Here is a 12,388-nt window from a genome sequence, read left to right on the forward strand (position 1 = left end):
TATAACGGATTCCGGTTAAGGAATCACTGACCATGTTGGCCGCTCCGCCGTCCCGGCGTTTCGCGGTTAACTGCCGGAAGCGAAAGCCTATACTGCCCATGATTCGGGATGGGGTGAATGACTGACAAGGACAACGCGCGGGCAGGGCGGCCCGCAGGCGCAAACGGCAAGCGGCCGCTTATCGCGGCCCTTCTTTTGGCCGTTGCTGCCCTTGCGGTTGCAGGCCTGTTTGTCTTTCTCGTGCGCAAGGGTGGCGATGCCGCCGACCTTCTCCTTCCGGGTGTGGCGGTGCTCGTCGTCATGTTTCTGCTCGGCCTACTCGCCGGGCGGCAGTTCGGGGGGCTGAGCGACACTGGCCTCCTGCCGCAGCAGATGGCGGATGGTACGGGTGATGCCATGGTGGTGGCCGATGACCGCGGCCGGGTTCTCCACGCCAACACCGCCTTCGTGCAGCTCGTCTCCAAGGCGGGCCAGTCCCGCGTCACCGGCATGGACGTGCTCTACGCCGGGTATCCGGACTTCGCCGAACCGATCTACCAGTTGGCCCAGGCCTCCGCCGCAGGGCGCAGCCTGTCGCGCGACGTGCGCGTGCCCGCCAATTCCTCAGTGCCCGGTGCATCCGCAGAGGGCGCGCGCTGGCTTCGCCTCTCGGTCTCGCCCTTGGCTGCGGCAAGTGGCCGGCGCAGCCTCTGGCGCCTCTCCGACATCACCGCCGACCGGCAGGGGCAGGAGACCGCCTTCGCCCGCCTGCAATACATCATCACCTACCTCGACCATGCGCCGGCAGGCTTCTTCTCGATCCTGCCCGATGGCCGCGTCGACTACATCAACGCCACGCTGGCGGAGTGGCTGGGCCTCGACCTTGCGGCGCCCCAGACCGACAAGATGCCGCTCGCCCGCCTCGTGGGCGATGAAGCGGCGCGCCACATGATGTCAGTGCAGGGGGGCGCCAATGTCTCGCACGTCGACCGCTTCACCGCCCAACTGCCGAAGGGCAGTGGCCGGGTTGCGGCCGATATCATCTTCCGCAGCGACTTCGACAGCGACGGCAAGCCGCTTCCATCCCGCGCCATGGTGATGCTGAAGCAGGAGCCGGAGCGGATGGCGGCCGCTGCCAACTGGTTCGATCTCCTCGCCGTTGCCTCTCCCATCGGCGTTGCCGTGCTGACCAAGACGGGTGAATTGCGCCGCGCCAATTCCACCTTCCTCGGTCTTTCCGCCGAACTGAAGCTCCACGGCGCCGTTCTCAATGCAGTGCGCGAAACCGACCGGCCCGCCTATTCCGCGGCCCTGGAGGCCGCCCTTGCTCGTCCGGGTACACCCGCCTCCTGCGAAGTGACGCTCGACAACCAGCCGCCGCGTGCCGTGCAGATGTCTCTCTGCCAGGTGGGAGATACGCTCGCTGCGTTCGCTCTCGACCGGACCGAGGCGCGCGCCCTCGAGGTGCAGCTGGCCCAAAGCCAGAAGATGCAGGCGGTGGGCCAACTTGCTTCCGGCATCGCGCACGACTTCAACAACGTTCTCACGCCCATCATCGGCTTTGCCGATCTGCTGCTCACCAAGATGCGGCCCACCGATGCGGCCTTCGCCGACATCATGAACATCAAGCAGAATGCCAACCGCGCCGCCAACCTGGTGCGCCAGCTTCTGGCCTTCTCGCGCAAGCAGACCATGCAGCCGCGCGTCACGCTCCTGAGCGAGGCCATGTCGGACCTCGGCAACCTGCTGGGCCGCGTGCTGGGCGAAAAGATCGGCTTCGACATCAACCACGAGCGTGACCTGGGCTACGTGCTTGTGGACTTCAACCAGTTCGAACAGGTGGTCATCAACCTCGCGGTCAACGCGCGCGATGCCATGCCCCATGGCGGTAGGCTTTCTGTCAAGACCTACAACGTCTCCAAGGCGCAATCGCAGAACGGCAAGCACAAGCTGCCGGAAGCGGAATACGTGGTCTGCGAAGTGGCCGACACCGGCACCGGCATTCCGAAGGAGATCCTCGAGAAAATCTGGGAACCCTTCTTCTCCACCAAGGAAGTCGGCAAGGGCACGGGCCTCGGCCTCTCCATGGTCTATGGCATCGTCAAGCAGACGGGCGGCTTCATCTATTGTGACAGTGAAGTGGGGAAGGGCACCACCTTCACCATCTACCTGCCGCGCCATTATCCGCAACCGGCCGCCGTGCCGCCGCCTGCCGCTGAAAAGGTGGAGGCGCCGCGTGCCGACTTCACCGGCCGTGGCCGCATCCTCGTTGTCGAGGACGAGGACTCGGTCCGCGCCTTTGCCGTGCGGGCGCTCACCTCCCGCGGCTATACCGTGGTCGAGGCGGATTCCGGCGAGCGCGGCCTCGAGGTGATCGACGAGGACAAGGAAGGCTTCGAAGTGATCCTCTCCGACGTCGTCATGCCCGAGATGGACGGCCCCACCATGCTGGCCGAAATCCGCAAGCGCGGCATCACCAGCAAGTTCATCTTCATGTCCGGCTATGCAGAAGATGCCTTTGAACGGAATCTTGAAAATCCCGATGATTTTGCTTTCATCCAGAAACCCTTCACCCTGAAGCAACTGGTGGAGAAGGTGAAGGAGGTCATGGGATGAAACGCAGGCGTCACGCAACACTGGGCGAGATCGCAAAGGATCTGGCCCAGGGCAAGGTCACGGCGCGGCAACTGGCCGAGGAATCGCTCGCCCGGATCGCCGATCCGGCAGGCGAGGGGGCCCGGGCCTTCATCCATGTCGACACCTCCAAGGTGATGCACGAGGCCGATGCGCAGGATGCGCTCCGCCGTGCGGGCCGGGCGCCATCTCCCTTCGCGGGTATTCCCTTCGCCATCAAGGATTCGTTCGACGTCGCGGGCGAAGTGACGGCCGCTGGCTCGGCGCTACTTGCCGGCGAAGCACCGGCGGAGACGGATAGTGACGCGGTGGCCGCCATGAAGCGGGCGGGTTTCGTTGGGCTCGGCCGCACCAACATGACCGAGTTCGCCTATTCCGGCGTGGGCCTCAATCCGCACCACGGCACGCCCTTGTCCGTGTACGGACGAACTGAGCGGCGCATTCCCGGCGGCTCTTCCTCTGGCTCCGCCGTGGCCGTGGCGGACGCCATGTGCCCGGTGGCGCTCGGCACCGATACGGGCGGCTCGTGCCGCATCCCCGCCGCCTTCAACGGCATCGTGGGCTACAAGCCCTCTGCCCAGCGGGTGAGCAAGCGCGGCGTCTTTCCGCTCTCACCCAGCTTCGATTCGATCGGTCCCCTTGCCAATTCGGTCGCCTGCTGCGCTGCCGTCGATGGCCTGCTGTCGGGCGACCAGCGGCCCGAGATTACCGCCAAGCCCGGCCCGCTCACCATCGGCGTGCTACGCGACTATGTGCTGGACGGACTGGACGAGCATGTGGCCCGGGATTTCGAGGCAGCCCTTGCTGCCCTCCGCAAGGCGGGCCACCGCGTCGAGGAGGTCTGGTTCTCCGATATCACCGAGATGCCGGCCCTGCTGGTGAACGGCGGCATCGTGGCGGCTGAGGCCTGGACCATCCATGCCCCCATCGTGGCCCGGCGGGAGCGGGACTATGACCCCCGCGTCGTCAGCCGTATCCGCTTCGGCGAGAAGGTGAGCCACGACGACCTGGCACTTCTCCGCCACCGCCGCGCCGAACTCATTGGCCGCTTCGCCACCGTGGCCCGGGGCTTCGATGCCATTGCCTGCCCGGCGGTGCCGGTCATTCCGCCCAGGATCGACGAGCTTGCCGCCGAGGCCGACTACCGGCGCATCAACGGCCTCTGCCTCCGCAACACCTATGTCTTCAACTTCCTCGATGCCTGCGCCATCAGCCTGCCGATGCACGGGGAGGGGGCGCCGCCCACCGGCCTGATGCTGGCCAGGCCCAATGGCGGTGACGCGGCGCTGTTCGCGGCGGCCTTGGCCGTGGAGCAGGCCCTCGCCTGATTTGGGCCGGTAGGGCCGATGTTCCCGGTCCGGTCGTGGAATCACCTGCCGCAGCCGGAACGTGCCCGGCACAAGTCATTGGCGAAACAATCGTTTTCGGCCTGTGCATAACAGGGCTTGCTTTTGGAACTAAAATAGAACATATACAGCACATCGGCGGAACTATCACCCGCCAATGTCAGTCCAATTGCCTAACCGCCACGCCAGTGAAATAAGGAACGGGAACGATGGGTCAAGCTGCTCTCCGGGTTGTCGAGAATTCTATGGATAAGAACAAAGCGCTGGATGCTGCGCTGAGCCAGATCGAACGGGCGTTCGGCAAGGGCTCGATCATGAAGCTGGGGGCCAACCAGGCCATGGAAGTGGAGGCCATCTCCACGGGCTCCCTCGGGCTTGATATCGCGCTCGGCATCGGCGGTCTGCCCAAGGGCCGCATCATCGAAATCTATGGTCCGGAATCCTCGGGCAAGACCACGCTGGCCCTGCACGTGCTGGCGGAAGCCCAGAAGAAGGGTGGCATCTGCGCCTTCGTGGACGCCGAGCACGCCCTTGATCCCGTCTATGCCAAGAAGCTCGGCGTCAACATCGACGACCTCCTGATCTCCCAGCCCGACACGGGCGAACAGGCCCTCGAGATCGCCGACACGCTGGTCCGCTCCGGTGCCATCGAGGTGCTGGTGGTCGACTCGGTTGCCGCCCTCACGCCCAAGGCCGAACTGGAAGGCGAAATGGGCGATGCGCTTCCGGGCCTGCAGGCCCGCCTGATGAGCCAGGCGATGCGCAAGCTCACCGCCTCGATCTCCAAGTCGAACTGCATGGTAATCTTCATCAACCAGATCCGCATGAAGATCGGCGTCATGTTCGGCTCGCCCGAAACGACGACGGGCGGCAACGCCCTCAAGTTCTACGCCTCCGTCCGCCTCGACATCCGCCGCATCGGCGCCATCAAGGAGCGCGACGAGGTGGTGGGCAACCAGACCCGCGTCAAGGTGGTCAAGAACAAGGTGGCGCCGCCCTTCAAGATGGTCGAGTTCGACATCATGTATGGCGAAGGCATCTCCAAGGTGGGCGAACTCGTTGACCTCGGCGTCACCGCCGGTGTGGTCGAAAAGTCCGGCTCGTGGTTCTCCCACAACGGGGAACGGATCGGGCAGGGGCGTGAAAACGCCAAGACCTTCCTCCGCCAGAACCCCGACGTGGCCGCCGCCATCGAAGCCGCCATCCGCGGCAATGCCGGGCTTATCGCCGCCAAGATCACCGACAACGGTGCGGCGGAATCGGGCGACGACGAATAATCCTGGTCCACAGATCCCGGGTGGCGGTTCTGCCGCCGCCCGTTTTCCCTGTCCGTCCCCGCTCCCCTGCAGCTCCGATCCGGTGCTCCCACCGTAAAGAGCTTTGGCTGCCGGCCTTTGCGTCTGGAACCGACCCCCGTTCCACAGGTTCCTGAGAGGCCAGCGTAGGCAGCCAAATCCCGCGAGACGTTTTCACGAAGGCCGGTCGCGTTTCGCAGCCCGCCCGGTTTTCCGCCCCACGCTCGCAAGCCAAGGCACCCCCGGCGGCCCCGCCGGGGGTGTTTCCGTTTGGCACAGGCCGTCAGGCCACCCGCCCGAACCTGCCCCGGCAGGGCCGTCATCTGGTCCGCTCCGCTCATCAATTGTGGACAGGGCTTGCCCTCTCCAATTATAGACGCCCCCACGATTTCCCTTCTGGCGCATCTTTCGCGCCGCAAGTGGAGTCCACCTGCCTGCACGATGATTTAGAAAGAGACCCTGAGCCCATGACCGGCCTTGCGCAGATCCGATCGACCTTCCTCGACTTCTTCAAGAAGCAGGGCCACGAGGTGGTGGCCTCGTCGCCGCTGGTGCCGCGCAACGACCCCACGCTGATGTTCGCCAACTCGGGCATGGTGCAGTTCAAGAACGTCTTCACCGGCGTCGAGAAGCGCCCCTACACCCGCGCCACCACGGCGCAGAAGTGCGTGCGAGCGGGCGGCAAGCACAACGACCTCGACAACGTGGGCTACACCGCCCGCCACCACACCTTCTTCGAGATGCTGGGCAACTTCTCCTTCGGCGATTACTTCAAGCCGGATGCCATCGAGTGGGCCTGGACGCTGGTCACCAAGGAATACGGCCTCCCCAAGGACAAGCTCACCGCCACGGTCTATTCGGAAGACGACGAGGCCTTCCAGCTCTGGAAGAAGATCGCAGGCCTGCCCGACAGCCGCATCATCCGCATCCCCACCTCGGACAATTTCTGGCGCATGGGTGACACGGGTCCCTGCGGGCCTTGCTCGGAAATCTTCTTCGACCACGGCGACAAGATTCCGGGTGGCCCGCCCGGAAGCCCCGACGCCGATGGCGACCGATTCATCGAGATCTGGAACCTCGTGTTCATGCAATACGAGGAACAGCCCGGCGGTGTGCGCGTCAACCTGCCCAAGCCCTCGATCGACACCGGCATGGGTCTCGAGCGCATCTCGGCGGTTCTGCAGGGCACCCACGACAATTACGAGACGGACCTGTTCCGTGCGCTCATCTCGGCCATCATCGACATCACCAATGTCCCGGCGGAAGGGGCCCACAAGGCCTCAAACCGGGTGATCGCCGATCACCTGCGCGCCTCGTCCTTCCTCATCGCCGATGGCGTGCTGCCCTCGAACGAGGGCCGCGGCTACGTGCTGCGCCGCATCATGCGCCGCGCCATGCGCCACGCCGAACTCCTGGGCGTGAAGGAACCGCTGATGTGGAAGCTGGTGCCGGCACTGGTGCGCGAGATGGGTGCGGCCTATCCCGAACTCGTCCGTGCGCAGGACCTCATCACCGAAACGCTCCGCCTCGAGGAGGGCCGCTTCCGCAAGACGCTGGAGCGCGGCCTCCGCCTGCTCGATGATGAATCGTCGAGCCTGAAGAAGGGCGACACCTTCTCCGGCACCACCGCCTTCAAGCTCTACGACACCTATGGCTTCCCCCTCGACCTGACGCAGGACGCGCTCAAGCCGCGCGGCATCGCGGTGGACACGGGCGCCTTCGAGACCGCCATGGAAGCCCAGCGCGAGGAAGCCCGCCGTGCCTGGAAGGGCACGGGCGAAGCTGCAACCGAGACGATCTGGTTCGAACTCCGCGAGAAGTTGGGCGCCACCGAATTCCTCGGCTACGACACCGAGACGGCGGAGGGCCTGATCACCGCACTCGTTGCCAACGGTAAGGAAGTCGCAAGCCTCAAGACCGGCGAAGCGGGCGCCATCATTACCAACCAGACGCCGTTCTATGCGGATTCGGGCGGCCAGACCGGCGACCACGGCGAGATCATCACCGCCGACGGCACCTTCGCCGTCACCGACACGCTGAAGCGCGTGGGCGATTTCTTCGTCCATGCCGGCAAGGTTGCGCGGGGCACGATCAACGTGAAGACGCCGGCCCAGCTGGTGGTCGATCACAGCCGCCGTTCCGGCAACCGCCAGCATCACTCCGCCACCCACCTGCTGCATGAAGCGCTGCGCAAGCGGCTTGGCAGCCACGTGGCGCAGAAGGGCTCGCTGGTGGAGCCGAACCGCCTGCGTTTCGACTTCTCGCACACCAAGCCGCTCTCGGCCGACGACATCGCCGAGGTGGAACGCATGGCCAATTCGATCGTCGCCCAGAACGACACGGTGAGCACCCGCCTGATGAGCGTTGACGCTGCCATTGCCGAGGGCGCCATGGCGCTCTTCGGCGAGAAGTATGGCGAAGAGGTGCGCGTTGTTTCCATGGGCCGCAATTCCGGCAACGAACGCCCCATCTATTCGCTCGAACTCTGCGGCGGCACCCATGTGGGCCGCACCGGTGACATCGGCCTCATCAAGGTGCTGTCGGACAGCGCCTCATCGGCAGGCGTGCGCCGTCTTGAAGCCCTCGCGGGTGAAGCCGCGCGCGAATACCTGAACGTGCAGGACAGCCGCGTGAGTGCGGCGGCTGCCGCACTCAAGGTCTCGGCCAATGATCTGGTGCCGCGCATCGAGGCGCTGGTGGAAGAGCGCCGCAAGCTGGAGCGTGAACTGGCCGAGGCGAGGAAGCAGCTCGCTATGGGCGGTGGTACTTCGGGTGCCGCCTCCGACATCAGCGAAGTGAAGGGCATCAAGGTGATGGCGCGCCTGCTCAAGGGCGTCTCGCCGCAGGATCTGAAGCCGCTCGCCGATGAAGGCAAGAAGGCGGTGGGCTCCGGTGTCGTGGCGCTCGTTGCCGTTTCTGAAGATGGCAAGGGTGCCGTGGTCGTCGGCGTCACCAATGATCTCGCGGGCAAGATCAACGCCATCGACCTCGTGAAGGTGGGTGCTGCGGCCATGGGCGGAAAGGGCGGCGGTGGCCGTCCCGACATGGCCCAGGCGGGTGGACCCGAGGGTGCCAAGGCGGCGGATGCGCTCGCCGCCATCAAGGCCGCGCTTTAACTCACATCGCTTAGCAATAGAAAAATGCCCGGCCTCCGTGCCGGGCTTTTTTAATCGTGGTCCGGGTGCTGCAGGCTGCGCAGCTTCTTCATGTCCTCCGGCGAGACGTCATCCTCGGTCCGCGTACCGGGCAGGTCGTGCAGTGTCGCAAAGGCGGGAACAGTGCCCTCCATGCCGAACTGGTTTTCCACCTTCGCAAGCTCAGGATGATCGAGCGAACCGATTGAGACGCTCATGTGCGGCGTGTGGTCATAGGCGAAGGTGAGCGGCGTGCCGCAGGACACGCAGTAGCCCCGTGATGTGATGGCGGAAGAGCGGAACACCGCCGGCTCTCCCTTCGGCCAGGCGATGTCCGTTTTCTTCACGCCCACGAGTGCCGCGAAGAAATTGCCGAAGGCCTTCTGGCACATGCGGCAGTGGCAGATGTGCCCGCCGAAGAGCGGCCCCTTGATGCGATAGCGCACGGCGCCGCACTGGCAGCCGCCGGTGATCGCTTCGCGTTCCGTCATGGCCAGGTCTCCGTGTCGTGGTCGGGGTGTTGCAATGTTTTGTAGCGGCCCTGCGCGGCGAGGGGATTGTTCTCGTTGGTGGTCTGCTGCGGCAGGTCTGCCATCGCCGTGAACCACGCCACGCGCGCTTCGGTTCCCACCTGAGTCGTGGGTGGTGCCGCATCGGGGTTGTCCAGCGTTCCGATTGCAACCTCGATGACGCCGTAGCCATCCTCGGCCATGAACAGCGGCGTGCCGCAGGCTGAACAGAAGCCGCGCGCCACCGGCGCCGACGAACGGAAGATGCCTGGCGCGCCGCGCGTCCACTTAAACTGTTGAAGCGGCACGCTGACCAGTGCCGCACCCCAGGAGCCGAAGGCCTTCTGGCACATGCGGCAGTGGCAAATGCCGGAATGCCCGAGAGGGCCTGTGATCCGGTAACGCACTGCGCCGCATTGGCACCCACCGCTCAAATCCGACATTCCGTCCTCCCACACTCCAATTCTTAACACTGCGTTTACCATAAACCGTTCATTTTCGCTCTTTGAATTGGCACGTGGGTTCCCGCGCCTGCGCGAACCCGCATCACATGGCTGGAGACGACATTGGTCAAGGCAATGGCATCACGCGTGGCGGGCTTGCGGCTCACGGCCATCGTCTTCGTGCTGCTCGTGCCCATCCTGCTGCTGAGCCATCTCACGCTCAACAACCTGCGCCGCGAAATTACCCAGCGAGAGCGCGAGGCCACGGGCGTGCTGCTCGCCAACGTCGTGATGCCGGTGGCGATCGGCATCGCCGACGGTTCGCTCGACAGCGCCAAGGGGGCCGCGGAACTGGCCAAGGGGAAGGCCTTCGCCGCCGATCTCGGCATGGACAAGGCCTATGCCGAGATGACCGCCAAGGTGGCGTCTGCCGCCATGGCCAAGGGCGACAAGCTGTTCCATCTCGTGCGCTCCATCAACATGATCGGCACGCAGTCCTCGCTTCTGCTTGACACCGATCCTGAGACCACCTTCCTTGCCCAGACCAACGTGCAGAACCTCCCTGAGCTTCTGCTCAGCTTCCATGATTTGCACACCGTGCTGCAGACGTCGATCGCAACGAACGGCATCGACGCTGCGGAAATCCGCGAATTCCTCTTCAAGCTCGGCGGCCTCGACGCGGCGATCGAACGCACGCGCAATTCCGTCGTCAGGGCGCAGGCCAGCAGCGGCAACAGCGGTGTCTATGACTCTTCCCTCGAGCTCGTCGACGACATCCGCAACGATATCGACGTGACGCTCGATGTGCTGGGCTCCGCCCCGGAAGGGGGGGAGTGGCTTGCCCTCACCATGCTGGCGCAGCAGACGCTGAACGCCGGCCGCAAGTATCAGCTCGAGCGCGCCATGTGGAACCAGACCATGCGCCGGCTTTCGGTGCTGCTCGACGAGCGCCGGGACAACATGCGCCAGCAGCTCTACTGGAACATGGGCATTGCGGCGCTGTGCGTGCTGCTGGGCGCGGGGGCGGCCCTTGGCATGTTCCGCTCCACGCTCCGCCGCCTCGACCATGTGGCGCTCGCCAAGGAGCAGGCCGATGCCGCCCGCCTCGAGGCCGAGGCCATGGCCGATACCGTGCACAAGGTGAACGAGGAGGTGACGGCACTCAACCGCAACCTCGCCGACAAGATGCTCCGCCTCAAGGAGGCGCAGGACGAACTGGTGAAGCGCGGCCGCATGGAGCAATTGGGCCAGCTCACCGCCACCGTAGCCCACGAGATCCGCAATCCGCTGGGAGCGGTGCGCACCTCGGCCTTCTTGCTGGAGCGGAAGATCAGGGGCAAGGGCCTCGGCGTGGAAGCGCAGATCGAGCGCATCAACAAGGGCGTCACCCGCTGCGACGACATCATCACCCAGCTCCTCGACTATTCCCGCACCAAGCAGCTGAGTTGCCGGCCCGACAATCTCGACAACTGGCTTGCCACCGCCGTCGAGGAGGAAGCACAACGCCTGCCGGCTGCCGTGGAGATCACCTGTACGCTGGGGCTTGGCGACCTGATGGTGCCCTTCGATCCGTCGCGCCTGCGCCGTGCCGTCATCAACCTCATGAACAATGCCTGTGAAGCCATGGTCGGCACCGGCGAGGACGCTGCGCGCTTCACCACGGCCCATCCAAGGCTTTCGCTCTCCACCCACCGCGAGGGGAAGAATGTGGTGATCAGCGTCAGCGACAATGGCCCCGGCATCTCGCCAGAAAACATTGCCCGCATCCGCGAGCCTCTGTTCACCACCAAGAGTTTCGGCACCGGGCTTGGCCTTCCGGCGGTGGAGAAGATCCTCGAACAGCATGGCGGCCGCCTCGCCATTTCCTCGGCCGTCGGCAAGGGGTCATCATTCGACATCTACCTGCCTATCGAGGGCAACGGCGAAACCTACACGGAGGCGGCATGACGTCATCACTCAACATTCTCGTCGTTGATGACGATGCCGACAACGCGGCCTCGCTGGGCGAGCTCTTCGAGATGGAGGGCCACGCCGTGCACGTGGTGCACAGCGGCGAGGATGCGATCGTGGCCTACTGCCGCGACAGCTTCGACGTCGCCTTCATGGACGTGATGATGCCGGGCAAGAACGGCGTCGAAAGCTTCCTCGAAATCCGCCGCCTCAAGCCCCAGGCCCGCGTCTTCATGATGACGGGCTACAGCGTGGAGGAACTGCTGACACAGGCGCTGCATGGTGGCGCGCTTGGCGTTCTGGAGAAACCCTTCGACGTGGACGAAGTGCTGCGCCTGACCGAAAGCGTCGGCCCCGGCGGCGTGGTGCTCGCCCCGCCCGTGGCCCCCGGCCAGCCTGTGGGCGAGGCGATCCAGGCTGCGCTCAGCCGCTCCGGCCGCGCCTGCCAGATGGTCCGCCGGGCCGGCACCCAGGCCTGGCCCGCACGCGATGACGTGCTGGTGATCGACGCCGGCGTGCCGCTTCTGGAAGAGGTGTCCGTCCTCAAGGATTTCCAGGGCCTTGGCCACACCGGGCCTGCCTTCCTCGTGCCGCGCGCGCCCACCGGCGAATGCGCCGCAGAGAAACTTCTCCGCGATATCGGCGTCACGGGCGTCCTCAACAAGCCCTTCGACCCGCTTGAACTTCTCACCCGCCTGCCGCGGCTGGCAGCCTGAAAGGATACTGAATCATGGGACGCAAACTGAACATCCTCGTGGTCGATGACGATGCCGCCAACGCGGATTCGCTCGCAGAGCTTTTCGCCATGGACGACCATCAGGTCATCGTCGCGTATGACGGCGAGCAGGCGATCGAGGCCTTCACACTGAACAAGGTGGATGTCGGTTTCTTCGACGTGATGATGCCGAAGAAGAATGGCGTCGATAGCTTCATGCAGATCAAGAGCAAGTTCCCGGATGCGCGCATCTATTTCATGACCGGCTACAGTGCCGACGACCTCATCGACAAGGCGGTGAAGGGTGGTGCGTTGGGCGTGTTCAGCAAGCCCGTCGATCTCGGGCGCATTCTGGAAGCGGTGGAGCGCGAGGCGGTCTGACC

The 12,388-nt window shown here is 64.9% G+C and carries 9 protein-coding genes; 7 read left to right on the forward strand and 2 right to left on the reverse strand.

Going from position 1 to position 12,388, the window contains the following annotated elements; translation table 11 throughout:
• Window positions 1-117 precede the first annotated feature (117 nt).
• The 4 genes from QM801_RS05775 (at window position 118) to alaS (ending at window position 8,370) form a co-directional block, all read left to right on the forward strand.
• A complete protein-coding gene (locus QM801_RS05775; RefSeq protein ID WP_415018260.1) occupies window positions 118-2,595 on the forward strand; it encodes an ATP-binding protein in 2,478 nt (825 codons plus the stop codon).
• Window positions 2,592-3,941: an amidase gene (locus tag QM801_RS05780; protein ID WP_415018261.1), complete on the forward strand. Its 1,350-nt coding sequence runs from the start codon at window positions 2,592-2,594 to the stop codon at window positions 3,939-3,941. The genes QM801_RS05775 and QM801_RS05780 overlap by 4 nt, the downstream gene beginning before the upstream one ends.
• 227 nt (window positions 3,942-4,168) lie before the next feature.
• Window positions 4,169-5,236 carry a recombinase RecA gene (gene recA, locus QM801_RS05785; protein WP_415018262.1) on the forward strand — a complete coding sequence of 356 codons (1,068 nt, stop codon included), beginning with the start codon at window positions 4,169-4,171 and terminating at the stop codon, window positions 5,234-5,236.
• A 485-nt stretch (window positions 5,237-5,721) separates the two neighbouring features.
• The gene (alaS, locus tag QM801_RS05790; protein ID WP_415018263.1) at window positions 5,722-8,370 is read left to right on the forward strand and encodes an alanine--tRNA ligase; all 2,649 of its coding nucleotides are present in this window, start codon (window positions 5,722-5,724) and stop codon (window positions 8,368-8,370) included.
• A 50-nt stretch (window positions 8,371-8,420) separates the two neighbouring features.
• On the opposite strand, the gene QM801_RS05795 is transcribed toward alaS, so the two are convergent.
• A complete protein-coding gene (locus QM801_RS05795) occupies window positions 8,421-8,879 on the reverse strand; it encodes a GFA family protein (protein WP_415018264.1) in 459 nt (152 codons plus the stop codon).
• Window positions 8,876-9,340, reverse strand: coding sequence for a GFA family protein (locus tag QM801_RS05800; protein WP_415018265.1), 465 nt, complete (start codon window positions 9,338-9,340; stop codon window positions 8,876-8,878). The genes QM801_RS05795 and QM801_RS05800 overlap by 4 nt, the downstream gene beginning before the upstream one ends.
• Window positions 9,341-9,475: 135 nt before the next feature.
• On the opposite strand from QM801_RS05800, the gene QM801_RS05805 reads away from it, so the two are divergent.
• Genes QM801_RS05805 through QM801_RS05815 form a run of 3 tightly spaced genes read left to right on the forward strand, consistent with a single transcriptional unit; the run spans window position 9,476 to window position 12,386 of the window.
• Window positions 9,476-11,287, forward strand: coding sequence for a sensor histidine kinase (locus QM801_RS05805; protein ID WP_415018266.1), 1,812 nt, complete (start codon window positions 9,476-9,478; stop codon window positions 11,285-11,287).
• Complete coding sequence (locus QM801_RS05810; protein WP_415018267.1) at window positions 11,284-12,006, forward strand: response regulator; 723 nt, start codon at window positions 11,284-11,286, stop codon at window positions 12,004-12,006. Before QM801_RS05805 ends, QM801_RS05810 begins: the two co-directional genes overlap by 4 nt.
• A 14-nt stretch (window positions 12,007-12,020) precedes the next feature.
• A complete protein-coding gene (locus QM801_RS05815; protein ID WP_415018268.1) occupies window positions 12,021-12,386 on the forward strand; it encodes a response regulator in 366 nt (121 codons plus the stop codon).
• Window positions 12,387-12,388: the final 2 nt, after the last annotated feature.

It is taken from the genome of Aestuariivirga sp., assembly GCF_047600585.1.
In the GTDB taxonomy this organism is placed as follows: domain Bacteria; phylum Pseudomonadota; class Alphaproteobacteria; order Rhizobiales; family Aestuariivirgaceae; genus Aestuariivirga.